We start from the raw sequence: 24441 nt of genomic DNA, 5'->3' as shown, positions 1-24441 counted from the left end.
CGCATCCAACTATTTTTGGTAAAATAGGGACATTCACATGAAAGAAGAAATAAAAATGGAAAATCAAACCTTAATGCAATATTTTGAGTGGTATTTGCCCGCTGATGGGAACCACTGGACGCGTCTTGCTGAAGATGCGCAACACTTAGCAGACTTGGGTATTCGTAAAGTCTGGATGCCGCCTGCTTTTAAAGCTACTTCTAACAATGACGTTGGGTACGGAGTCTATGACCTCTTTGATTTGGGCGAGTTCGATCAAAAAGGAACGGTTCGTACCAAATACGGTTTCAAAGACGATTATCTTCAAGCCATTCAAGCCCTCAAAGATGCTGGGATTCAACCAATGGCCGATGTCGTTCTCAACCATAAAGCTGCTGCTGATGGCTTAGAGGAATTCGAGGTCGTTGAGGTCGATCCGATGGATCGAAACAAGGTTCTCACTGAACCCTTCACCATTCAAGGATGGACCAAATTCACCTTTGATGGCCGAAATGGCACCTATAATGACTTCCACTGGCATTGGTACCATTTCACCGGCACTGACTACGATGCTTCACGTAATAAGAATGGAATCTACCAAATCCAAGGGGACAACAAAGGTTGGGCTCATGGAGATCTGGTAGACAAGGAAAACGGAAACTACGATTACCTCATGTATGCCGATATCGATTTCAAACATCCCGAGGTTGTAGAAAATCTCGACCAATGGGCTGAATGGTTTATCGAAACAACAGGGGTTGAGGGCTTCCGTCTGGATGCCGTCAAGCACATTGACTCCTTCTTTATGAAGAATTTCATCCACAATATCACCCAAAAGTACGGTGAAGATTTCTACGTCTTTGGCGAGTTTTGGAATGGGGATAAAGAGACCAACGATGAATACTTGGAAAGCATTGACTACTTATTCGACTTGATCGATGTAGCACTCCACCAAAATCTTTTCAGAGCTAGTCAAGAAGGTGAAAATTTCGACCTTCGAACCATTTTTGATGGAACACTAGCGCTGAATCATCCTGAAGAGGCCGTAACCTTTGTGGACAACCATGATACCCAACGAGGGCAAGCCTTGGAATCTACCATTGAAGAATGGTTTAAGCCCGCAGCCTATGCCTTGATCTTACTTCGTGAAGCTGGTTTACCTTGTGTCTTTTATGGAGACTACTACGGTATCGAGGGCCAATTTGCGCAAGAAAGTTTCCAAGAGGTCCTCGATCGCCTCTTATGGGTTCGTAAAGATCTGGCCTACGGGGAACAAACAGACTACTTCGATGATCCTAATTGCATCGGATGGACCCGCTCAGGTACCGAAGGATCAGCACCAATCGCCTGCTTGATTTCCAATAACCAAGCTGCTACAAAAGTCATGGAGATCGGCTCATCCTACGCAGGCCTCACCTACTATGATGTCCTAGAAAATTGTAGCGAAACTGTCCAAGTTCAAGAAGATGGTACTGCTGAATTCCCAGTGGCAGAGCGCTCCGTCAGTGTCTGGGTAGCCCAAGATAAATAGGGCCAATAACCTTTATATGTAATGTTCTCCTAGGATCTACATCTTCCTAGGAGAATTTTTTCCTGTAAAAATTTTATAGGAAATACAGTTTCATTTTAGCACTATAAGAAAGCGCTGTCAACGGGTGTCGCGTCTATTTGAAAGAAATAAAGAGCATCAAAAAACTCGTTTTCCAATATGGAAAACGAGTTTTCTTATTAGCTCAATTCTGCAATGATTTCTTTCAATTGGGCTTTCGTATGAACTCCAGCCACTTGTTTGACAACTTGTCCATCTTTTTTAAAGAGAAGAGTTGGGATCGACATGATACCGAATTGACGTGCTGTATTTGGATTTTCATCTACATCCATCTTACAGATTTTCAAATCATCTTCATGTACTTCTTCTGCCAACTGATCCAAGATTGGGGCTTGCATGCGGCATGGACCGCACCAAGTTGCCCAAAAGTCAATCAAGACAAGGCCTTGGCTGGTTTCTTGTTCAAAAGTTGCATCTGTGATTACGTGTGCCATATTTCCTCCTTTTTCAGTAGTGACTACTGATTCTGCATTTCTACTTTTATTTTACACTAAAAGATGCCATTTTAGAAATATTTGCTACGGGGACTCCTCAGGCATCTACTCTCTTTTTGCGCCAAAAGATGAGACTAGAAGCTGTTAGGCTGATCACCCCTAAGAGACCCAGAGCACAATCTTTGCTCCCTGTTTGAGGAAGCATACGGTCTGCTTGCTCTCCTCCTACTGCAGGTGTCACTTCTTGAGGATCTTCTGCAAATCCTTGTGAAACAAATTGATGTCCATAGGATACAGCTAGTGTAAGATGAGGTTGCTCTTGTCTTGCTGATCCTGTTTGCGTCTGCTCTTCTTTTTCAGGAAGAGTTTGGCTTGGTTGGACAAAGGATTCTGGGCTTGGAAGCCTATATTCTTCCTTGTAATGCACTTCTGGAGCGACTAGAGCAGCACCTTCAACTTCTGGTAAATTCGCATAGTCAGTATCTGTTGCACTCGGTACATAAGCTGCCTTTTGGGCGCGGGTCTTTTCAACAATTGGAATCGCAGCCTGGATAGAATCTGTCTTGAAGGTCACTTCATATGGATGCTCCACCGTTAAATCAGACGGGTCATAGGTGTTGAAAACAAGCGCTAACTTGTGACCTTTCTTAACCGTATAGAGATTTGGTTGGAGATAAACCGTGTAATCGTGGTATTCCCCAACCTTTGGCTTGATGCTTGCGCGAGAGCTTGCTGAATCGTAGCCAGACTTAGGATTCGCAAGGTTGATCCAGCCTTTTGCGATCACCTTGTACTTGGTCTTGATGGTTTCGTATTCGGCAACAGATAGGTTGCTTAAATTGCTTCCCATCCAGAAACCGTCTGCTGTTTTATCTTGCTTGACGCTACCATTTCCTACCACGTCAAAATCCTCATCTGCCACATCTACCAAGAGAGCGTTGATTTGGAAATTCTTTCCTTGACCCTTGGCAAGAGCTGCCTTGAAACGAACGGGGATGTGGCCCTTGATCGTAGTGTCCTCAGTAACATCAGAAACGAAGGTCAGATTGGCCTTAGAGGAGGCTTTGCTGACTGTTTCATTACGGTTAGCGATCTCAACACCTGCAGCCGCATAGTCACTAGAAATGGTTTCTTCTAGACGTTTCGAGCTTGCATTCAAGAAGAGACGTTGACTGCTCTTCCAGTTATCATAGCTGGTCCACTTGCTTGGATCATAGTTGTTTTGAGCTAGAACAGCCGGCAAGCTTTCGACGTGATTGTTCACGCCATATAGGTAGTGGGTCAACCAGGTATTGAGTAGGTCATAGAAATCTTGGCCCTTGGCTGTGATCCCATAGCCACGAGACATAGCTGCTGGATAGACGTGGTCTCCTTGGTGGAGATAGAGCTTGACATCTTGGCCCGCTTTCTTGAGCGCATCGTACATGAGTTCAAAGTGTTTGGTCTTAACATTGTCATCATTCAAGCCATGGACGATCAGAGCGCTGGTCTTGAGATTTTCCGGATGAAGAGTATAATCCCGCTCTTTCCAGACATCACTGTAGTTGCGATCATGAGCATACTGGTCCTTGTTCAATTGGTTGATGTAGTTGACATAGTTTTGCCAAATACCTGCCCAATCGTCTTGATCCAGCATCCGTGTGCTAACGTAAAGGGAGAGCCATGAAAGGTCACTATAAGGTGCATTGCCAAATTGGGTTCCTTGGCTATTGAAATAATCATACCAAGAGGCAATTCCTGCTGCCGGAACGATGGTCTTTAAGCCTTCTACGCCTGTTGCCGCCACACCAAAGGTCGTGGTTCCAGCCCAGGAGAGACCTGTCATAGCGACATTGCCTGTTGCCCAGTCTGCCTTGATTTCAACATTGCTAGTCTTATCGGTGTAGGCCTTGCGTTTGCCATTGACCCATTCGATGATATTCTTAAAGGCATTGATTTCGAGACCAGACCCCGTCGTGTTAAATCCTTCTGATCCCTTGGTACCAAGTCCAGCGCTCGAGATAAAGGCATAGCCCCTGACCAAGAAATAGTCGTACCAGTTCAAATCTTCGTAGTCATAGATATACTCGTAGGGACTGTAGTAATACCAATCCGATGCCTTGGCTTTTTTGGCTGCTTCTACTGTTGTTTCACTGCTTACTGGCTGTCTCTTTGCAGGTTGGCTGTGCAGTTTCTTCATGTCGTAGCTACCGTCCGTTGGAAGCCCCAAACTTTCAAGGGTCACGTAGTTTTCATCGAGCGTCCCCGCTACGTAAGGGCGCGCTTCCAGAATGGTTGCTGCCTTAAAATCGCCTTGCGCTACTGCTTTTGGTAATTGAACAATGGCTTTGACTAAGTCTGGCTTGCCATCTGCATCGGTATCGTAGTCCGTTTCGACATAGACTGGGAAACGTACAATTTGGCTGTCTTCATATTTGTAGTCTTGGTCTTCTTTTTCTCCCGTTGTATAAGGGAAAATAGGCTGGGCACGACCATTTAAAAAGAGCGGACTTTTCTTTTCAGCCCGGTAGGCATCGTAGAGTTTCTTAGCTGTTTCATACATCTTGGCCAATTCTGGCTGACTAACCTTACGAGTCACATCTTCTGATTTTTCAATCAAGCCTAAACTCTTGGCAAAGCGTTCGCGATCTGCTTGGCTTTGGCCCAATTGGCTAGGATCTGTTGCTGCCCATTGAAGTAAGCCATTAACAGCATCTTGGACCGTCAACTCTTTAGAGGCCTGATCCGCTGCAAGGGTGCTACCTGTAACCTTTGCCAAATCCTGGGCTGTTACCGGAGCTTCTGAAGGATGAGCAGATTGAGGGGCTGCTTCCCTGTTGGTTGCTGCTGGAGTTGCTACTGGGACCGTAGGCTCACTTTGTCTTGTGTGTTCTTCTGTAGCAGGTGATACTTGATTGGCACCTGCCGTCCGATCCAGCGATGCCTCACTCGAGCTTGCAGCTTCTTCACTAGTGACAGTACTTGTGTCACTTGTTGTCGGTCTTGCTTCAGTAGATGGAGCATGGACCACTTCTGTCGATGGGGCTAGCTCTTCTGTTTGCTCATCTGCTGCTACTACTTGATGCAAGACCATCGGCGCGATCAGTAAGCTCGATGCGACAATGGAAACCATTGTTTTCTTTTTCATGTCAGTCTCCTTACTTTTTGTAATCAACACTCCTATTATACTATGTAAGCGCTTTTAGATCAATTAGATATTCAAATGATCCCACAAAAAACCGAGGCATCAGCCTCGGTTATCGATCCTTATTTAACGTGTTTCTTAAGATCTTCTTGTGCTTTTTTGTTTGACTCTGCTTGTTCTTTTTGCCATTTTTCAAGGGCTTTGTTATAGTCAGCAGTTGTCACAGCTTTGTCTTGGAGTTTCATTCCTTTGTAGATCACTTGGTCTTTTCCTTTACCACCAGTCCATGCAAATGGAGCTGAGAATGGTTCGATACGTGTCAAGAATGGACGTCCAGTTGATGAAGAAGTTGGCATAACAAGGGCACTATCTGTCAACCAAGCTTGCGCTGCAGCATATTTTTCATAGCGTTTGTTGACGTCTTGTGTTTCTGCACCAGCATCTTTGATCATCTTTTCAAAGTCGTACAGACCAACTTTTTTAGCTGCTTCATTGTTTTCACTTGGGTCAAATCCAAGGAAAGTCTTAGTATTTTCACCAGATGAAGCTTTCAAGATATCCATGTAAGTTGATGGGTCTTGGTAGTCAGGGCTCCATCCAACATTATCAGAGAGATCCCAGTCTTCGCCAGCCGCATTTGGTGCAAAGAGGGTCACATTTTGAAGGTCTTCTTTCGAAAGCATTTGGATATCGATGACGATATTTTCTTTACCAAGTGCTTCTTCAACTGATTGTTTGAAGGATTGTACCCGTTGAACTCTTGATGGTGTGGTTTGGTCCACAGGCATATCGATGTGAATTGGGAATTTCACACCTTCTGCTTCCAAGGCAGTCTTCGCTTTTGCAAACTCTTCCTTCGCTTTCTTAGCATCGAAGAGACCATTTTGACCATCGTCTAGTTTAGTAGATTTCCACTCATCACCGTAGGTATCCAATTGAGTTTTCACCATTTCACCAAAGGTCTTACCATTAGCTTGGACAAATGTTGGTGGAATGTAGAGGTTACGGATGATCTTGCTTGCTCCGTCTTTTCCGTTCAATTGAGCAGCATACGCTTCACGGTTGAAGGCAAAGCTGATCGCTTGACGGAAGTCCTTGTTCAAGAGAGCTTTCTTAGTAGATTGTTTTTCTTCATCGGTCTTCTTAGCAGTGTGTTTGTAAGATTGACGGTCGATGTTGGTACCAATAACATAAGAAGCGGCGTCTTGAGGAGTGTAGGTGATTTCGTCTTTGAATTCTTTGGCTTGCTCTGAGTAACCAGATCCAGTTGGGAAGAGTTTTGCCAAGCTAAGAGCATTTTCTCCGAAAGATTTGGCCAATTTACTTTGGTCTTGTCCATCATAGAATTCCAATTTCACATCTGAAATGTAGACCTTGTCTTTATCCCAGTAGTTTTCATTCTTTGTCATTTCGATAGAAGATTTTGAAGTAAAGCTCTTCAAGATGTAAGGACCATTGTAAAGAAGGGAGCTGGTATCACTTGCTTGAGCGAATTTATCTCCTTTTGATTTCACAAATTTTTCGTTGACAGGGAAAGTGATCCCAAGAGTCAATTTAGAGTTCCAGTAAGATTCTGGTTGGTTCAAAGTGATTTGAAGGGTATGATCATCAACTGCTTTTACTCCTACAGCTGAGAAATCTTTATTTTTACCACTGACGTAGTCATTCAAGCCTTTGATAGAATCTTGGATGATGTAGAGCATTTCTGATTTGTTATCAGCCGCATATTTAATCCCTGTGACGAAATCTTTAGCTGTTACATCCGCATACTCTTCGCCTTCTGAATCATACCATTTAGCATCGTCACGAAGTTTATAAGTATAAGTCAAGCCATCTTGCGAAACTGTCCAATCTTTTGCAAGAGATGGAATCAAATTTCCGTATGTGTCATTTTCAAACAAACCATCAATCAAGTTTCCAGTGATATCGTGGGTTGCTGCTTTACCAGATGTGATATAGTTTAGGTTTTCTGGCTCAGTCTCATAGACATATGAGAATTTTTGACCGTTGCTTGAGCTAGATGATTTAGAACCACCCGAACAAGCTGCTAGGATACCTGCTGAAAGGAGGGCAACTCCCGCAAGTGCAATGACATTTCTTTTTTTCATGTAAAACTCCTTAAGAAATTTTAAGTTTATTTTAAGATTATACCACAAAGATTTTCAGAAGAAAAGGAATTTTCAGAAAATTTTAGTTTATGAAAAAACTACTCCGGAGAGTAGTTATTAATTTAAGTTTAAAACTTATTTGAGACTTTCCTTAGGTGAGTACGGACGTCAGCGAACTTCTACGAAGTTCCATGACTTAGTTTTGAACCTAAAGTTTCAAAACTCCCGAGTGCTTGAAATGATTCTATTTCAAGCACTTTTCTCACGGCGGAAAGTCTCAGTTTTGATTCGAAAAACTATAAGGACTGGATATTTTATAAAAAGACTTCTTATGTTATTTTCTAAGAAAAAACTAGTTCACAAAAGTAGTTCCATTTTTTACTCTACTAAGTCGCTCTTGAGGTAGGCATCGACCATGCGCTCTGTTGCGACTACAGAATCCAAGTGAGTCCGCTCATATGAGTGGCTAGATTCGATCCCTGCCCCGAGAAGAGCGTGTTTCACTTCTGCTCCTGCGCTCATGGCTGCAGAGGCATCTGATCCGTAGAAAGGATAGATATCCAACTTATAAGGGATTTCTTGGGCTTTTGCCAAGGCTACCAAATGCTGACGGAATTCGTAGTGATACGGTCCTGAAGCATCTTTGACACAGATGGATACCGTGTATTCATCCGTCGCTTGGTCATCTCCCATAGCCCCCATATCCACTGCCAAGTACTCTACCACTTCAGACGGGATACTAGAATTAGCTCCATGCCCCACTTCTTCAAAGACTGAAAAGGCAAAGGTAGTCGTTACTGGCAATTGAATATTCTCTTCCTTGTAGACGCGCAGAAGATTCAAGAGAATCGCTGCACTCACCTTGTCATCCAAGTGACGAGATTTGATAAAGCCGGTGTCTGTCACAATGGTCCGTGGATCAAAGCTGACAAAATCACCTACTTCAATGCCAAGGGCACGGGTTTCTTTTTCGTTGGTCACTTTTTCATCCAGACGGACTTCCATATTATCCTGGGTCCGCTCGACAGTTCCCGCATCCTTGTAGACGTGGCAAGAAGTCTGATGGACCAAAATTGTCCCCGAATGGGTCTTTCCTGTATTAGCTACATGGACTGTACAATTTTCCCCTTCAATCATATTCCAAGGGAAACCACCGATACGGTCTAGCTTGAGGCGGCCATCTGCTTTCACAGCGCGGACAATAGCCCCCAAGGTATCCACATGGGCTGTGACATAGCGTTGCTTGTCTGTGATTACACCAGGCACGGTCACATTCACGCCTCCCTTAGCAGTCCGAGTTACCTCATACCCAAAGCCTTCAATGGTTTTGACCAAATAGTCTGCGATCTCCCGTGTAAAACCGGTCGGTGAAGGAATGGCTGTCAATTCCTGCAAATAAGTCACTGTCTGATTCATAATGCCTCCAAATGTGTTTTTCTTTATTCTAGCATGAAATAGGTGGAATAGCTAGAGGAGAGGTTACAGAGTGGAGTTTTTCAACATCAATCCTCTAAAGTCACTGGAAAAATATCTTCCCCTCTTTTCATTCTTTCTTCCATTTCTTTCCACTCAATCACTAATTTATATAGTTCATCAGTTGAAATAAAGCAAGGTTCACCTAAAAGTTCTTCCTCAAATTGGAAGTAAACTTCTGTTATTTCTTTTCCAACTTCGATCCCCAATAAATTTCCATCAAAAGCGTACTCTTCCATATTTCCAGAAATGACATTCTCCAAAGCTTCGCGAACATCCGGATAAAAATCATGAACTTCCGTCATCATAAAGGTTGTTAAAATTTTATAATTTTCTCTGTTATATAGGACGGTGAGTGCTATTTTGTCGTCGACACTCTTGAATAATTTATATTGTCTTTTTAACATTTGTTCTAACCTATTTCTAATCCTCAAGAATTGAAAAATTATATTTGTTTTTGTATCTCTGATTAAAGCGGACAATTACTTTCATAGGGTCTTTTTTTGTTAATCCATTATCAAAAGTTATACTTTTCGTTAACTCTTCCCGAAATTTTTGTATTCCAGATGCTATTTCAGCTACTAATCTTGAAGTATCAATTTTAAAAGTGGCAATACCCTTATCTTCCATAAAGAGTATTGAATCGAAAAATAATATTGAAATATACAAATCCGTAGCTGAACTCTTTGTCAATTTAATTAAAGAGTTCTCTAATAATAATTGAATGTTTTTGACATCACTTTGATTATAAAAATATTCAAACAGTACCTGATTTATATCTGTAGGAAAAACGTCTGGAACAAAAGTTGGAGGTTCAATTCGATACTTTTGTCTTCCGCGAAGTATATCTTCAACGTTTCCTTCTTTTACTATAATTTTTACTTCTTCCTTCAATTTAGTTTATTCTTCTTCCTTCTTCTCTCCATATTTAGGATCAATTATATTAAATAAGCGAATTTGTTCCTCTTGAAAAAACCTATCATAAAGTTCAATGTCCCCACTAGCTTTATTCCAAGCATCCTGTGAGGCTATTATTCTATCCCTTCTGAGATACTTCTGGAAAAGTTTGTCCTCTTGACTTCCCAAAAATACCTCAAAAATGGTCCTCACTGCTTTTTAATTCGTCTTTTTGTTCCCCTTGTAATTCAGGCTGAATATTTCGTTTCATGAAGGGATAATTGATATTGTGAGTGCTCTGTTGGATTTTCACTAAAGAATTCTTATAGGCGAGAATTAAAGCAAGAGCTTACTAATACTTAATTTGTAAACTCTTATTTGTTTCAATTCCAACATAGATATAAAGAGTTATTTTAATCTTTGCTAGCTAGAATTTCAGCCCCTTCGGGTAATATTTTTTCCAGTTCAGACTTTGTGAATAAACCTTGTGCTTTAGGATTTCCTCTTAAAGCTTCTGGAAATTGCCTCAAGAAATTTTTATTAGCTTCTTCTTGTGTCACGTTCGGTGGCCAACGATCGTTCTTAATCTTCCAAGATATTTCGAGTAGCGATCTCTCTCCACTTTCTAATAAGGCAAACAGCTCATTTGGTAATTCATAAACTACACGCTGAGGGGCAATTCCTCCCTCCTCAGTGACGTAATAAAAATGATTACCATCTCTCCAGATATGCTGACCGTAACCTTTTACTTCTTCAAACTGGATAACTTCTTCCCATTGTAGTCTTGTTGGTTTCATTTTATACCTCTTTTACTTAAGTGGCGATACATAATCATCTGGAAGTTTGCCTCTCCAGTCAATCCACATTTGCTCAGCAATAGGAATTAATCTTTTAAGCTCTTCCTGAGTAAATAATTCTCTAGTTTCAGGTATATCAATTAATGATGTGGGACTCTCTTCTATGAATCGTTTCTCACTAGCTTTCTTTTCTTCTTCCGTCGGTGGCCAACAGTCATTCTGAACTTTCCAGGAAACTTCATGTAGTGTTCTCTCTCCACTCTCTAATAGAGCAAATAATTCTTGTGGGAGTTCATAGATTACTAACCAAGAAGCTACGGTGCCTTCTTCTAAAACAAAATAATATTTGTCCTCATTTTTCCAAATGGATTTTCCATATCCTTCAATTTCCTCAAATTGGGTAACATCTCCCCATTCAAGTTTTGTTGGTTTCATTTTATACCTTCCTTACTTAAGCGGCGATACATAATCATCTGGAAGTTTACCTTCAGATTCGGTCCACTGTTTCTCAGCAATCGGAATCAACTCTTAGATTCATTATCAAATCAATTAATTTATTTTCCATCAATTTTCTTTTTTTAACTCTTTCTCTAATTGTTTTAAGACTACTAAAATTTCGCTTTTATAATCCATTGTTTCATCTACAAATCTTCTTGCTAAACTAAAAAAACTAATATCGCCGAGATTTTCTCCTCTTCCTATACTCTTAGTTAAGTTAAATATATCCTGTATAATTCCCGGGTGTAACTTCTGACTTGGATATTCTAAGTCAATTAAATCTTGTAATTTGTCTGTATATTTCTTATATTTATTTTTCATAATTCAAAACCTTAACTTGGTACAATTCATATATCAACTATCCAGTCTAATGGCCATGGATTTGGTAATAAAACTTGATCAGCTTCTCTGTATATTTTCTAATCATATGCTACCGTATTCTATTAAATGGTTGATAGTGATCTTCAATAAACCAAATTGAACCATCATCACCAATGACTATTCGTTCAGGGAATAGAGATTTATCTTTTTGATAAGGATGAACATCCAATTTGTTACCATAAAACAGCTCCATAAAAATTTTCCCATTTTTTAATTTTCCACTATGTAAACTTGAAAACTCTTGACCTTACTGCCAACAACATGTTTTTCAACATCACTTTCCCACCAAGGAAGAACATCTTCTTCCAAAATTTCTAAAAATAAGACTTTAGAAGATAAGTCATCTTTTAAGAAACTATCATAATTTTCAAAAATAAAGCTGTATTCTTCAGCTTTTATCCATGAGAGGTCCGTTAGCCAATCCGTAATAGACGACCAATTATTCGCATCGGGAAGGCCGACAATTTTTTCAAAAAAATGAAATAGCTCTTCTTTGTTTTGGATCTGCTTCCCATCAAAAATTGCTACAAAGCCACTGAAAGGCAATCGATCTTTCAATTCAAGTTTTGTAATGTAATGAATTCTATTTTTCACGATTTCATACCTCTCACTATCTCTTTCTCGAAATGGTAGTTTTTTATTGACATCGAATTCTTTGATAATTACCAGAAAACTATCTGTCCCACTACTTTTCTACTCAATCGCTAATTTATACAGTTCTTCAGTTGAAATAAAACAAGAGTTTTCTATTACTTTTCTATCAAATTGGAAGTAAACTGCATTCTCTTATTCCGTTACATGACATAGAAAAAAGTAACTATCACAATCAATAATATATATATAGTACCAAAAATAATGATATGTAATCGTAAGATTCTGTCATGACCTGGATACCTTTCAACGAAGCCTTGTTTAGGTTTTTGGGGATTGCACCATACCGTCATTTTAGAACCAATTGGAAAAATATTTTTTAAATCTAATACATGATAGGGACTTCTGATAAATTTTGTATCAAATACGTCAGCTTTCGCTTTTTTCGATGTTGTTGTTTCAAAAGTTGAATAAGAGAAACGTTTTTGATATCTTTCTCCATCTACCACATATTCAACAACTGGTAAGGCAGCTAAATCCGAACCATTTAAATAACTATGTTTAACCACTTCTCCAATAACTTGCATAGTTGCATATTTCTGGATATTCTTCTCCCTTTTGTAGAACAAAAAATATATTAAAAGAAGGAAGCTAAAAAAAGCTGTGAAGAGCAATATTATTTGAATATATAGGGCTTTCGTCATTTTACAACCTCCTTACTATTTTAAATAAATGATTAGAAATTAGTTTAAAGATTTTCTTCATACAATTGCTAATCATTCTTTAATCTTACTTTTCCTTAAAGCCTATTCTACCAAAATATGCCCATGAATTCATACCAAAACAAAAAAGAGCAGCAAACTGTGCTGCTCTCTATTTTGTTTATTTTTCTACCATTCCGCCCTTGATAAGACTGTCTTTCGTTACTGAATAACTAACTGTTTTGTCATCTAGGGGATTAAAGCCTGGGACGATTTCTTTTAATTTATTAAAATCGATTTTTGTGTAATCAATGGTATTACGGATATAAAAGATTCCGTCCTTGTATTCTGATGTTAGTTCAAATCCATGGCCCATCAGATCTTTGAATTTTTCTTGGCTCTTGGCAACGGCTTCTTTCATGGTTTCAAGAGGGTTCTCACCAGGCACTTTTGAGACGTCGTAATCATCAACTTTTTCTTGTAATAACAAGGTATCTCCCTTGTAATACAAGGTGATGGTTGACTTACCTGCTTCATCACTCGTTTCGAGAACGGTTTTTTGTGCACCTGCTAGTGCATCTTCTTTTTTGCTTTCATCAGTTGATGACTCTTTTGTCTTCTCTTTAGCGGATGATTTGCTTGTTGCTTTACTGGTCGCTTTACTAGACGATGGACTAGTAGATTTTGTACTTTCTTTTTGTGCACAACCAGCTAAAAGAAGACCCGCTGTCAAAAAGACGGCTAACATTTTTGTGGTTTTATTCATTTTGAATACCTCACTTTTTTATGATGGTTAGGGAAATGACTGACGTCTGAAATGAGTCATTTAGCAAGATCAACTGTCGTTTTAGATGTTATTAGAAAAGCCTCAAAAATGATGTTCGCAGTCCCTCCTTATCGATCATTGTAGCCATCTGGGTGGCTGGAATGCCAAGCCCAGGCTGTTTGGATGATGGTTTCGATATTGTCAAATTTTGGTTGCCAACCAAGGATATCACGCGCCTTCTCAGAGGATGCGATCAAGGTATCTGGATCTCCTGGTCTACGATCCGCAATCTCAAGTGGAATCGGATGTCCCGTCACCTTGCGGGCTGCTTCAACGATTTGAAGATTAGAGAATCCGGTCGATGAGCCTAGATTAAAGGCAGTCGATTCATTCCCTTTTCTGAGATACTCCACCGCAAGCAGATGGGCATCTGCCAAGTCAAATGGATGGACATAGTCCCGAACATTGGTCCCATCTAGTGTCTTGTAGTCATCTCCAAAAATGGCGATCTTCTCGCGTTTGCCTTGGGCCACTTGTAAGACGATCGGCAAGAGATGGGTCTCTGGTCCATGGTCTTCTCCGATGGATCCATCTGGCTTAGCACCCGCTACATTAAAGTAACGAAGGGGCACATACTTGATGCCGTAGGCTTGATCGGCCCAGCGCATGATGGTTTCCATCATGAGCTTGCTTTCACCATAGGGATTAATCGGTTTTTGTGGAGTGGTTTCGAGAATCGGAATTTCTTCTGGAATGCCGTAAGTGGCAGCAGTTGAAGAAAAGACGATGTAGTGCACCCCACATTCATGCATGACTTCCAAGAGTTTGACCATGCCTGCTGTATTGTTGTCAAAATATTTCAATGGATCGGCCATGGATTCAGCGACCAGTGAGTAGGCCGCAAAGTGGATGACCGCATCGATATCTGCATGTTCCTTAAAAACAGTGCGCATAAAGTCTTGATCCGACAGGTCTCCTTGGTAAAAGACGGCATCTGGATGCACCGCTGCACGGTGGCCTGTGACCAGGCTATCGACCACGACGACTTTTTCCTGTCCTTCATTGACCAAGCGGTCCACCATGTGGGAACCGATGTAACCAGCTCCTCCGAGTACGAGTATTGCCATTTGTTTTCCTTTCGCTTCTTGTCTTCTCTCTTATTGTACCAAATTTCTGTCGCTTCTCCACACTTAAAGTGTCGCAACAAAGCGTCTAAAGGCAGCTTGTCCTTCTGCTGTTCGCTTGTAGACTCCAGCATCTTCCAGCACGCGCGCAAAGATCTGCCCAACTGATTCACGGACAAGGGCTTCTGCCTCTGCTTCCTCTGTGATGGATGGGTGAGTGGCTTTCAAATCATCTGCCCAAGGCTGGTGGTAGGTCGCCACAGTATTCTCACGTCCAAGCAGATAGTCTTGAACCTGCTTGAGCTCTTCCTTGAGACGAGGTGGCAAAATGGCCAAGCCCATGACTTCGATCAGGCCGATATTTTCTTTTTTGATGTGTTGCACATCTGCATGCGGGTGATAGATACCATCTGGATGCTCTGGTGAGGTTTGGTTGTCACGGAGCACCAAGTCCAGTTCATAATGCCCATCACGAATTCGTGCAATGGGGGTAATGGTATGGTGGGGCTGACCGTCGGATGTGGCTAAGACTTGAACAGCTGGATCCGAGTAGCCTCGCCAGGCTGTGAGGATATGGTCTGCCAGGTCAATCAATTGCGCCTTGTTGTCCGATTGCAACCGGAGAACCGACATGGGCCAATTGACAATTCCTACCGATACAGCCTCAAATCCCTCAACGCTAAAGCTTTCCTCAACAGGAGCTAGCTCCATAGGGAAGGTATGGCGTCCGCCTTGGTAATGGTCATGAGTCAGGATGGATCCCCCTACAATGGGCAGGTCTGCATTGGACCCTGCAAAATAGCCTGGGAAAGTCTCGACAATGGTCAAGAGTCGCTCAAAGGTCTTGCGGCTAATGGCCATGGGAACATGCTGGCTATCAAGGAAAATGCAGTGTTCATTGAAGTAGGCATAAGGGGAATACTGAAAGCCCCAGTCATGACCGTTCATATCAAAGCGAATAATCCTGTGATTAGCCCGGGCTGGATGGTCTAGGCGACCTTGATAACCTTCATTTTCAAAACACAATTGGCAGGCTGGATAATGACTGGCTTTGGCAAGTTTGGCCGCTGCAATGTCTTTAGGATCTTTTTCAGGTTTTGACAGATTAATGGTGATTTCAAGAGAACCGTAGGGAGTTTCTGCCTCAAAGGCAATGTTTTGCGCAATCGCATTGACCTTGATGTAATCATTGCGCTTAGAGAGGTCATAGAAATCAGCAATCGCGTCTTCCTTGGACTGACGGTAGGTCTCCCAAAAGCGATGGTTGACCTGACTAGGGCTAGGGGTAATCCAATCCATCAACTCCGCACCCAAGCTGTCCTTGGCGGCCATACTGTCCTGGATCTTGCTATTCGCAACCGCAATCTCCACCAACTGATCTTTGAGTGCAATCAAGTCTTCTTTTTTGGCTGGGGCATCTAGCCCTTCTTCTCCAACGCGACTCATGACGCGATTTTTTAGATAAATCCGATCCATCTCTTCGTAGTCACTCGCCGCAATGACGGCCGTGACAAATGCATCTAATACCTGTTCTGTCATCCTATCTCCTTTTTAATCGAGTACCCGTGTTCCTGCCGCAACTTCTGCAATATAGAAGCTTGGCGCATAGCCAACGACTTCTTCATAGCGTTTGCCGACAGCTTCTTTAAAGGCATCAACTTTATCTTTGTTTACAAGGGCGATGGCGCAACCACCAAAGCCTGCTCCTGTCATACGAGCGCCCAAGACACCTTCTTGTTGCCAGGCTGTATGCACCAAGGTATCCAATTCTAGACCTGTCACTTCGTAGTCATGCTCCAAGGATACGTGGGAAGCATTCATGAGACGGCCAAAGCCTTCCAAATCACCTGCTTCAAGTGCCTTACGAGCTTGGAGAGTCCGTTGGTTTTCAAGTACAGCATGACGAGCCCGTTTGATGCGATTTTCATCCTTGATTAAGTAGCTGTAGGCATCAAAAGCCCAGAGGTCCAATTCCCCTAAGGTTTGGATATCCAATTTTTCTTGGAGTTCAGAAACGGCAGTTTCACATTCTGAACGACGTTCATTGTATTTTGAATCCGCTAATTCCCGGCGTTTGTTGGTATTCATGATGACTACGACATTGTCTTTGAGGTCCAGCGGTACCAGATCATACTCTAGGGTGTTGGTATCGAGATAAATAGCCCGTTGATCGGCCCCCATACCGATGGCAAATTGGTCCATGATCCCAGAGTTAACTCCGATGAAGTGATTTTCGGTTTGTTTCCCGATCTTGACCAGATCTAGACGATCTAAGTGAAGATCATATAGTTTCTCAGCTATGACGCCAATCAAGAGCTCAAGCGATGCTGAAGAAGAAAGACCGGATCCATTTGGAATATTGCCGTAGACATAGACATCCATACCGCTATCAATGACATGACCAGCTTCTTGCAAGAAGTGGAGCACGCCTTTTGGATAGTTGGTCCAGTTGTGCTCTTTTTCAAAGTGGAGATTTTCAAGCGGAACTTCAATGATCCCCTTGTCTTCAAAGTTTCCTGAGAAGAAACGCAAGACCTTATCCTCACGCTTTCTTGCAGCTCCGTAGGTACCAAGTGTAATGGCTGCTGGGAAGACATGCCCACCATTATAGTCCGTGTGTTCACCGATCAGATTAATCCGTCCTGGTGAAAAGAAAGTGTGGTCAGCCTTTTCCCCAAAGACAGTCTGGAATTTTGCTTGTAAATCTTGAGATGTGATTGTTGTCGTCATGAGAAACTCCTTTAGTTTTGTAAACGTTTTTATACCTGTATTATATCTGATCAGAAGTAAAACTTCAAGTATTTTTAGTAAAATTTTATTTATTTTATGTCTTATGTCCAAAAAGGCTATAACAAAGGTTTTTCCTCCGGTTACAACTTCTATCCTATTATTGCTTTTTTGGTTAAATTTTAGTAAAATTTTACCAAAAAATCTCAATTGGGGGTGACCCAATTGAGATTCTTAAAGGTTCTAAAACACCATTTCTTGACCATTTTCTGTCACTTGGTAAGTGCCCTGAGCAAGATCGATTCGGGCTACTGCTGTGACAGTTTGGTCTTTATTTTGGCGCGTGATGACAATGGTATGATCATCTGGTGTTTCCACCTCAATGCTTCCTTCTAGATCAAAAGCTGCAGAGTTGTTCCGGAAACTAAAGAGCTTGAGAAGGGATTGTACGACTGGACGCTCTACTTCTTGTGCGATTTCTTCATTGCTGTAGTAATGACGGTTGATATTCCGGCCTTCTTTAGTGTTTTCTAAGAGTTCCAAATCATTCTTCCCAGCTAGGAATCCAACATAATAAACCTGTGGAATACCTGGTGCAAAAGCTTGAATTAAACGGGCTAGGAAGTACTTACGATCGTCATCTCCAAGCGCTGAATAATAGGTTGAATTGATTTGGTAGATGTCCAAGTTGTTGTATTTTGCTGTGGAATATTTGCGTTTAACATTTGCTCCTACCTTATAGAGCTCATTTGAAGCATAGTCAATCTCTTCATCTGTCAAAATGTCCTTGACATCGACCACCCCAATCCCGTCATGGGTATCCAGCGTCGTGAACTGCTTCATCGGACTCATCTTCAACCACTTGGCAAGGCGCTCCACTTTTGAACTATAGAGGCTATAGAGGGTCACCATTGGAAGCGCGAAGTCATAGACATAATAATCGTGATCAGCAATCTTAAATTGGATAGAATAGTGCTCATGAATCTCTGGAAGAAGCTCAGCACCGTAGCCTGCCGCCATATCGCGTACCTTATCCAACAAATCCCAAATATCTGGTTCCACAAAGAAATCATTGGTGTCCAATTTCTTCACCGCATAGGCAAAGGCGTCCAAACGAATGAGGTCACAGCCATTGCTTGCCAGGTGTTCGATGGTTTTGCGAATAAAGTCCATGGTCACTTCCTTGGTCACGTCTAGGTCAATTTGCTCTTCCCCGAAAGTATTCCAGAGATGCTCAGTCGTCCCATCCGCAAAAGTGATTTCTTGCTTGGGAGCTCGGTCTTTGCGCTTATAAATCAAATCGACATCTGCTTGAGTCGGACGATTCTCCGGCCAGAACTTGTCCCAGTTGAGAAAGAGGTCCTTGTAGGCACTTTGGTCGTGCTTTTCTTGGTAGTCCTTGTAGTATTTAGACTGACGAGAAATGTGATTGATCATAAAGTCAAACATAAGATAGTACTTGTCGCCCAAGCGTTTGACATCTTCCCAATCTCCAAAGGCTGGATCCACTTGGTCATAGTCTACAGGCGCAAAGCCACGGTCACCAGTTGATGGGAAAAATGGCAAGAGGTGAACCCCACCTACTGCATCCCCAAAGTGCTTCTCCAGATTTTCATAGAGATCCTTAAGGTTATTTCCTAAGCTATCTGAGTAAGTAATTAACATGGTCTTGTTTTGAATTGGCATAATGGTTTCCTTTTCTTTATTTGAAAGCCAAGTCTGAAGAGACCTGGCTTTTATAAGTTTATGTATTTTAAGAATTGCTTCATAGGATACGATTTAAATCAGCAAGCCGAATTGTCCCTTTGTATACGGAATTGAACACGGGACTAATTTCTTAGGAAAAAAGATAAATCTTCTTGTGTGCAAGCACACTACGTCGATTTCCTATTTTTCTACAGAAATTTTCAGCAAGCTGAATCGTCCCTTTGTATCTTATTTCACTGCGCCGTTGCTCATTCCTGCGATGATATGGCGTTGGAAGAAGAGATAGACAATGGTGATACTGATAATGCCGACCACGTAAGAGGCAAAGCTTGGTCCGTAGTCGTTGAAATATTGGCCTGCGTAGTTGTATTGGAACAAAGGCAGAGTCCACATTTTGGAATCCCGGTTCAAGACAAGGAGTGGCAACATGAAGTCATTCCAGAACCAAAGGGCATTGATGATCATGGTTGTCGCATGCATGGGTTTCATCATTGGGAAGATAATGCGGAAATAGGTTGTAAATTTATTAGCCCCATCGATCTCAGCTGCTTCATCCAGACTTTCTGGAATCGAGATTTTGATATAGCCGACATAGAGGAAGAGGGTCTGTGGAATTGCATAGGTCAAGTAGAGCAAGATCAAACCAAAGGTGTTAGCCAAACCGAGTTTACTCATCATAACCGTAATCGGAATCATGATGACTTGGAAAGGTACGAAAATCCCAAGGATCAAGAGGGTGTACATGATGGTAAAAGCTTTTCTCTTACTCATATTACGAGCGATGGAGTAGGCTGCCATGGGGATAACGATCATTACTGCAAGTAAAGACAAGACAGTGATGACGACAGAGTTCCAATAATAACCTCCGATCCCATCAGCCAAGAGACGGCTAAAGTTGTCCCATGTGAAGTTGGTTGGAAAGCCAAAGAAATTGTCTACGATATCCTTAGTGGGTTTGAAGGAACTAAAGAGGGTGGCAAGGAGCGGCACTAAAATTAGAACCGATCCTAGAATCAATAGAATGTATTTGCCAATCATGGCTTTTCTTTCATCTTGTTTCATCGTGCTTCTCCTCTTAAATTTCAAATTTCTTAGATACTCTCAATTGGATGATCGAAATCACTACAATCAAGAAGAACAAGATTACGGCAATGGCATTGGCATAACCGAATTGGTTGTTTTTAAAGGCGTAGTTATAAACCAAGAGCCCAAGTGAAGTTGTGGCATTGTTTGGACCACCACCGGTCATGGCAAAGACTTGGTCAAAGGCAGTCAGCCCACCTTTTAGGGCTAGGATAAAGACCATAGAGACACTTGGTAGCAAGTAAGGCAATTCAACATTCCAGAAGACTTGCTTGCTAGTCGCTCCATCGATTCTTGCTGCTTCTGTAATCTCGGTTGGAATAGATTGCAGACCAGCTAGGAAGATAATGATGGGCATAGCTACTCCTTGCCAAAGAAGGACAAAGACAGCCGCAAAGATCGCTCCCCACTTAGTCCCTAAAAGACTGGTTTGGAGAAACTCGATATGAAGGGCATTCCCAATCGCTGGTAGACCGTAGTTGAAGACTTGTTTGAAGATCAGAGCCACTGTCAAACCGGACAAAACTGCTGGGAAGAAAAACCAAGCACGGAAGAAGGTTTGGCCTTTGATTTTAGAGTTCAAGACACGCGCAATGGAGATCCCAAGGGCAATCTCACCAACTACCATAGCAATCGTGATGATCGCAGTAAAGCCAATAGCATTCATGAATTTTGGATCCATAAAGAGGAGCTTAAAGTTGTTCAAGCCAACAAATTTGTAGTTATAGGTCAAACCTGTCCAGTTGGTAAAACTGTAAAAGGCTCCTTGGAACATTGGCACATAGAAGAAAATTGCTTGTAATAAGAGGGGAATGACCACAAAAGCCCATGCCCAATATTTTTGTAATACTTTTTTCATTGTCTCTCTACTCCTAATCCACATCCGCTTTCATCGGGTTAAAGAAGGCATTCAAATCATTGACCATTCCTTGTTTATCACCTGTCAAGACATAGTTCATCGTCAAGGTATGGAAGTCTGCTTCGCTGGTCCAGTATTGTTGCAACCAGACCAAGTGACGATCCGTAAAGGCATATTTGGTCATCCCAGCAAGCGGTGAATCCTCTCCTGCTTGTTTGACCCCTTCGATCGCTGTTGGAGATCCGTCCACATCATAGTACTTTTGCATGACTTCTGGACGGGTCATGTATTCCACAAAGGCATTGGCTTCTTTTGGATGTTTGGTAGTAGCTGAGATAGACCATGCTAAGTCTCCCGCACCAACGGTTAAGCTTTGTCCTTTTTCTTTCCCTGGAATCATGAAAGTCCCAATCTTAAATTTCGGTTTTTGTTCATTGATCGCGGTGATAGCCCAAGATCCATTTGGTGTCATGAGGACATCTCCACGCGCGAAGGCTCCGATAACGTCTGTATAACCTGCACCTTCCCAATTCTTTTGCTTCGAACCTTTAATGCGAAGGATATCCATGACCTTGATGTCATCCTTCATAATCGGATCAGACAATTTAATGGAATTTGGCTGAGAATAACGAAGGTATTGGTTGGCTTCTTTTCCCCCACCTGCTGCTGTCGCAAAGGCCAATTGATTGTAACCATTGAGGGTCCAAGCTTCTGCTCCTGCAATCCCAAATGGAGTTTGTCCTTTGGCAACGATGTCTTTTACTAACTGTTCAAATTCGTCCCAGGTTTCAGGAACCTTCAAGCCCAATTCTTCGAATTTATCTTTGTTGTAGTAAATTCCATAAGCATTTGCTGTAAAGGGAACGTTGTAGACTTTTCCGTTCACGGCATATTTTTCAGCATAGCCATTTTTCACGCGTTTCATATAGTCTTTATTGGACAAATCTTCGAAGACACCTGCTTTTGCCCATTCTTGTAGTTCGATGGACTGTGGGTATATATTAACCACATCTGGCACATCTCCTGCGAGGACACGTGTTTTCAATACTTCACCACCGTTCGGTACATTGACAACTTTGACCTTGACCTTTGGGTTTTCCTTTTCAAAATCACGCGCGATTTCTTCCAAAGTTTTAGTCATTTCTTTTTTCTGGTTGAAATACTCGATGGTCACTGTGCCATCCGCCGATTTTCCATCGTTGGAGCAAGCACCGAGCCCAAACAAGGCTAAGCCTGTTGTCGCAAGAAGTCCGATTTTTTTATACCATTTCATTTGGCTGTCTCCTTTTATTTTTTGACAAAAACATATTGTTTGGTGAGGAAATCTCCCTGAGGAAGAACGACGGTTAAGCCGGCATACATGAGCTCAGCTCCTGAATAGACTTGGTTGGTCCCTTCTAAGCTATAGAGCGCATCTTCTTCCAATCCTTTGAGCTTCAGAGTCGGCTCGATTTCCTCAACCGTTGATAAGACCCGTACATAGGTTACAACCGTACGGTCTTGATAAGTGAACTGGACGGCTGCTTGATTGCTACCATGGCCTGGATTGATCAAGCGGTAGTGTTTTCCGAATTGGACAAGGGGTCGAATCGTTTTGTAATGAGCAACTTGAGCTGCGATCTGATCCAACTCTTCTTGCGGAAGACTGGTTAGATCCAATTCATAGCCTAGATTTCCCATCATGGCTACATGGCCACGTGTTTCTAGTGGTGTGATCCGTCCCATCTGGTGATTTGGCACCGCTGATACGTGAGCGCCCATAGAAATAGTTGGATAGAGATAACTCGATCCATACTGGATCGGAAGTCTGGCCATGGCATCCGTATTGTCACTCGCCCAGACCTGTGGGAAGTAACGCATCATCCCCAGGTCATTGCGTCCACCACCACCGGAGCAAGACTCAAAGAGGATGTGCTCGTATTTCTCCGTCAAGTAGGAAACCACCTCATAGAGACCTAAGATATAAGCATGGGATTGCATCTTGGTTTCCAGGTAGGTTTTACCATTTCCAAGCTTGGTGATATTGCGGTTCATATCCCATTTGATATAGTCGATCTCATGGTTTCCAAGTAAGTCATCCAAGACCTGCTTGATATAAGCCACTACTTCTTTATTTGAGAAATCAAGCACTAGTTGATTCCGTGAATAGGTGTGTTCGTAACCTGGGACTTGAATAGCCCAGTCCGGATGAGCCCGATAGAGGTCGCTATCAACAGAAATCATTTCGGGCTCCACCCAAAGGCCGAATTTTAGTCCCTTGTCATGGATGCCTTGGATCAATTCTGCTAGACTTCCACCTAATTTTTCTTCATTGACGGTCCAATCACCAAGGGCCCGATTGTCATCATAACGATTGCCAAACCAGCCATCATCAAGAACAAAGAGTTCGATCCCCACTTTTTGAGCTTCGACTGCTAGCTCCAATAATTTGTCTTTTTTGAAATCAAAGTAGGTCGCTTCCCAGTTGTTGATAAGAATTGGACGTTCTTTATGGGCAAACTGGCTAGGAATGATATGGTTTTGGACAAATGCTTGACTCTCTTGACTGAGACCGGTCAATCCCTTATGGGAGTATGTGATCATGGCCACTGGGGTATCAAAACTCTGATTGGATTCCAATTCCCAAGCGAAGTTTTCAGGATTGATCCCCAATCCAACCCGAACTTCATTGAGTTGATTTTTCTGAACAAATCCTTCAAAATTCCCACTGTAGAGCAGTTGGAAGGCCAGAGCAGACCCCGCATCTTCTGTCACTTCATGATCGGCAAGAATGAGGGCTGGAGTCTGGGCGTGTCCAGAAGCACCACGGTTGGAGCTGATGGAGAAGATTCCTTGCTCCACTTGCTGACGGCGAACTGTTTTTTCTCTCGCATAGGCTCCTTGCAGAGTGATGATATCGTAATCACTGGCTGGCAGATCGGCCAACACACTGAGAGCCTTTTGGATCACAACCTTTTCATCACTACAGTTTTCAATCTTTGAGAAGCTAGTGATGGTTGCCCGATCCTCGTAGGCGGTGTAGTAGAGGGTCAACCGCAAGGCCGCTTGATCATCTTCAAAGACCAGTGCTAAGGTTTCGGCTTTATCTACTGAGTGAGGGTTCGGAAGACCGGCCGCCTCAACACTGCCAGAGTAGATATTGGCTCCGACATAAAGGAAATCCGTCACCTCTGTAACGCCGTGCTGGATCTGAATAGACGGCTTTCGAAAATCTCCTAGTCCGTGCTGTCCCAAGACCTGTCGCTGGGTATCTAGACTAAAAGTTCGATTGTCAGGTGTTGGATTTCCAGCGAAAGCATGGTCCTTCTCATGCACCGTATTAGAAAAATGATAGGACGGAATCGGACGTCCCAAATGCTTGAGCATCAGGTAGCCATCTCGATTTTCAAGGATGAGGCTCAGTCCCTTACTTTCTACATAGAACAAATTTTGTTCGATACGAATTGCCATATCTTCCTCCATTGGACCCTAAAAATATCACTATGTATTTTTATATTTAGTTCCAATATTTTTCTTTTTTTACATGTCTTTATTTTACTTGATGTAAACGCTTTCGGAAATAGAATTTTGTTGGGCTTATATG

At 42.2% G+C, this 24441-nt stretch carries 22 protein-coding genes; 1 reads left to right on the top strand and 21 read right to left on the bottom strand.

The features are described 5' to 3' along the window. Window positions 1-37: 37 nt before the first annotated feature. Window positions 38-1510, top strand: coding sequence for an alpha-amylase (locus tag ABVF55_RS05060; RefSeq protein WP_445284974.1), 1473 nt, complete (start codon window positions 38-40; stop codon window positions 1508-1510). A gap of 197 nt (window positions 1511-1707) precedes the next feature. On the opposite strand, the gene trxA is transcribed toward ABVF55_RS05060, so the two are convergent. From trxA to ABVF55_RS04955, 21 genes are all read right to left on the bottom strand, one after another. Then, window positions 1708-2022, bottom strand: coding sequence for a thioredoxin (gene trxA, locus ABVF55_RS05055; protein WP_003002728.1), 315 nt, complete (start codon window positions 2020-2022; stop codon window positions 1708-1710). Window positions 2023-2119: 97 nt separating this feature from the next. After that, the gene (locus ABVF55_RS05050) at window positions 2120-5149 is read right to left on the bottom strand and encodes a CocE/NonD family hydrolase (RefSeq protein WP_445284973.1); all 3030 of its coding nucleotides are present in this window, start codon (window positions 5147-5149) and stop codon (window positions 2120-2122) included. A 119-nt stretch (window positions 5150-5268) separates the two neighbouring features. Further along, window positions 5269-7254: a peptide ABC transporter substrate-binding protein gene (locus ABVF55_RS05045; protein ID WP_445284972.1), complete on the bottom strand. Its 1986-nt coding sequence runs from the start codon at window positions 7252-7254 to the stop codon at window positions 5269-5271. Window positions 7255-7632: 378 nt separating this feature from the next. Further along, entirely contained in the window at window positions 7633-8670 is a 1038-nt protein-coding gene (locus ABVF55_RS05040) for a M42 family metallopeptidase (protein WP_070506252.1), read from the bottom strand. Window positions 8671-8756: 86 nt separating this feature from the next. Then, window positions 8757-9134 carry a hypothetical protein gene (locus ABVF55_RS05035; RefSeq protein WP_287312416.1) on the bottom strand — a complete coding sequence of 126 codons (378 nt, stop codon included), beginning with the start codon at window positions 9132-9134 and terminating at the stop codon, window positions 8757-8759. 16 nt (window positions 9135-9150) lie between these two features. Continuing rightward, complete coding sequence (locus ABVF55_RS05030) at window positions 9151-9621, bottom strand: hypothetical protein (RefSeq protein WP_320909962.1); 471 nt, start codon at window positions 9619-9621, stop codon at window positions 9151-9153. Between the two features lie 6 nt (window positions 9622-9627). Then, entirely contained in the window at window positions 9628-9813 is a 186-nt protein-coding gene (locus ABVF55_RS05025) for a hypothetical protein (RefSeq protein ID WP_445284971.1), read from the bottom strand. Window positions 9814-10037: 224 nt separating this feature from the next. Next, window positions 10038-10421: a hypothetical protein gene (locus ABVF55_RS05020; RefSeq protein ID WP_320909961.1), complete on the bottom strand. Its 384-nt coding sequence runs from the start codon at window positions 10419-10421 to the stop codon at window positions 10038-10040. A 12-nt stretch (window positions 10422-10433) separates the two neighbouring features. Next, the gene (locus ABVF55_RS05015; protein ID WP_320909960.1) at window positions 10434-10856 is read right to left on the bottom strand and encodes a hypothetical protein; all 423 of its coding nucleotides are present in this window, start codon (window positions 10854-10856) and stop codon (window positions 10434-10436) included. 129 nt (window positions 10857-10985) lie between these two features. Further along, window positions 10986-11240, bottom strand: a complete 255-nt coding sequence (locus ABVF55_RS05010; RefSeq protein WP_320909959.1) for a hypothetical protein — start codon at window positions 11238-11240, stop codon at window positions 10986-10988. Window positions 11241-11510: 270 nt separating this feature from the next. Further along, entirely contained in the window at window positions 11511-11894 is a 384-nt protein-coding gene (locus ABVF55_RS05005) for a barstar family protein (protein WP_320909958.1), read from the bottom strand. Between the two features lie 200 nt (window positions 11895-12094). Continuing rightward, entirely contained in the window at window positions 12095-12595 is a 501-nt protein-coding gene (locus tag ABVF55_RS05000) for a DUF3592 domain-containing protein (RefSeq protein ID WP_445285637.1), read from the bottom strand. A 178-nt stretch (window positions 12596-12773) separates the two neighbouring features. Further along, the gene (locus ABVF55_RS04995; protein WP_445285636.1) at window positions 12774-13358 is read right to left on the bottom strand and encodes a DUF1307 domain-containing protein; all 585 of its coding nucleotides are present in this window, start codon (window positions 13356-13358) and stop codon (window positions 12774-12776) included. Window positions 13359-13486: 128 nt separating this feature from the next. After that, complete coding sequence (gene galE / locus ABVF55_RS04990; protein ID WP_445285635.1) at window positions 13487-14485, bottom strand: UDP-glucose 4-epimerase GalE; 999 nt, start codon at window positions 14483-14485, stop codon at window positions 13487-13489. A gap of 63 nt (window positions 14486-14548) precedes the next feature. Then, window positions 14549-16021 (bottom strand): UDP-glucose--hexose-1-phosphate uridylyltransferase, encoded by a 1473-nt coding sequence (gene galT / locus ABVF55_RS04985; protein ID WP_445285634.1) that lies wholly within the window; start codon window positions 16019-16021, stop codon window positions 14549-14551. A 12-nt stretch (window positions 16022-16033) separates the two neighbouring features. After that, window positions 16034-17212, bottom strand: a complete 1179-nt coding sequence (locus ABVF55_RS04980) for a galactokinase (RefSeq protein ID WP_247923381.1) — start codon at window positions 17210-17212, stop codon at window positions 16034-16036. 240 nt (window positions 17213-17452) lie between these two features. Next, window positions 17453-18895, bottom strand: coding sequence for a sucrose phosphorylase (gene gtfA, locus ABVF55_RS04975; RefSeq protein ID WP_445285633.1), 1443 nt, complete (start codon window positions 18893-18895; stop codon window positions 17453-17455). Window positions 18896-19144: 249 nt separating this feature from the next. Continuing rightward, complete coding sequence (locus ABVF55_RS04970) at window positions 19145-19978, bottom strand: carbohydrate ABC transporter permease (protein WP_195562847.1); 834 nt, start codon at window positions 19976-19978, stop codon at window positions 19145-19147. 13 nt (window positions 19979-19991) lie between these two features. Beyond that, window positions 19992-20858, bottom strand: a complete 867-nt coding sequence (locus ABVF55_RS04965) for a carbohydrate ABC transporter permease (RefSeq protein WP_414359688.1) — start codon at window positions 20856-20858, stop codon at window positions 19992-19994. Between the two features lie 13 nt (window positions 20859-20871). Next, complete coding sequence (locus tag ABVF55_RS04960; protein WP_445285632.1) at window positions 20872-22131, bottom strand: extracellular solute-binding protein; 1260 nt, start codon at window positions 22129-22131, stop codon at window positions 20872-20874. A 14-nt stretch (window positions 22132-22145) separates the two neighbouring features. Next, a complete protein-coding gene (locus tag ABVF55_RS04955; RefSeq protein ID WP_445285631.1) occupies window positions 22146-24308 on the bottom strand; it encodes an alpha-galactosidase in 2163 nt (720 codons plus the stop codon). Between the last annotated feature and the right edge of the window lie 133 nt (window positions 24309-24441).

This window comes from Streptococcus sp. KHUD_012, assembly GCF_052588255.1.
The sequence above is the reverse complement of the archived record's forward strand: the minus strand, read 5'-3'. Positions and strand labels throughout refer to the sequence as shown.

Coding starts and splice junctions, on each gene's coding strand:
- ABVF55_RS04995 (WP_445285636.1), bottom strand. CDS start 13,358: ATGAATAAAACCACAAAAATGTTAGCCGTCTTTTTGACAGCGGGTCTT.
- ABVF55_RS04960 (WP_445285632.1), bottom strand. CDS start 22,131: ATGAAATGGTATAAAAAAATCGGACTTCTTGCGACAACAGGCTTAGCC.
- ABVF55_RS05035 (WP_287312416.1), bottom strand. CDS start 9,134: ATGTTAAAAAGACAATATAAATTATTCAAGAGTGTCGACGACAAAATA.
- ABVF55_RS05010 (WP_320909959.1), bottom strand. CDS start 11,240: ATGAAAAATAAATATAAGAAATATACAGACAAATTACAAGATTTAATT.
- trxA (WP_003002728.1), bottom strand. CDS start 2,022: ATGGCACACGTAATCACAGATGCAACTTTTGAACAAGAAACCAGCCAA.
- ABVF55_RS05000 (WP_445285637.1), bottom strand. CDS start 12,595: ATGACGAAAGCCCTATATATTCAAATAATATTGCTCTTCACAGCTTTT.
- ABVF55_RS05060 (WP_445284974.1), top strand. CDS start 38: ATGAAAGAAGAAATAAAAATGGAAAATCAAACCTTAATGCAATATTTT.
- galT (WP_445285634.1), bottom strand. CDS start 16,021: ATGACAGAACAGGTATTAGATGCATTTGTCACGGCCGTCATTGCGGCG.
- gtfA (WP_445285633.1), bottom strand. CDS start 18,895: ATGCCAATTCAAAACAAGACCATGTTAATTACTTACTCAGATAGCTTA.
- ABVF55_RS05050 (WP_445284973.1), bottom strand. CDS start 5,149: ATGAAAAAGAAAACAATGGTTTCCATTGTCGCATCGAGCTTACTGATC.
- ABVF55_RS04980 (WP_247923381.1), bottom strand. CDS start 17,212: ATGACGACAACAATCACATCTCAAGATTTACAAGCAAAATTCCAGACT.
- ABVF55_RS04955 (WP_445285631.1), bottom strand. CDS start 24,308: ATGGCAATTCGTATCGAACAAAATTTGTTCTATGTAGAAAGTAAGGGA.
- ABVF55_RS05040 (WP_070506252.1), bottom strand. CDS start 8,670: ATGAATCAGACAGTGACTTATTTGCAGGAATTGACAGCCATTCCTTCA.
- ABVF55_RS05015 (WP_320909960.1), bottom strand. CDS start 10,856: ATGAAACCAACAAAACTTGAATGGGGAGATGTTACCCAATTTGAGGAA.
- ABVF55_RS05020 (WP_320909961.1), bottom strand. CDS start 10,421: ATGAAACCAACAAGACTACAATGGGAAGAAGTTATCCAGTTTGAAGAA.
- ABVF55_RS05045 (WP_445284972.1), bottom strand. CDS start 7,254: ATGAAAAAAAGAAATGTCATTGCACTTGCGGGAGTTGCCCTCCTTTCA.
- ABVF55_RS04970 (WP_195562847.1), bottom strand. CDS start 19,978: ATGAAACAAGATGAAAGAAAAGCCATGATTGGCAAATACATTCTATTG.
- galE (WP_445285635.1), bottom strand. CDS start 14,485: ATGGCAATACTCGTACTCGGAGGAGCTGGTTACATCGGTTCCCACATG.
- ABVF55_RS04965 (WP_414359688.1), bottom strand. CDS start 20,858: ATGAAAAAAGTATTACAAAAATATTGGGCATGGGCTTTTGTGGTCATT.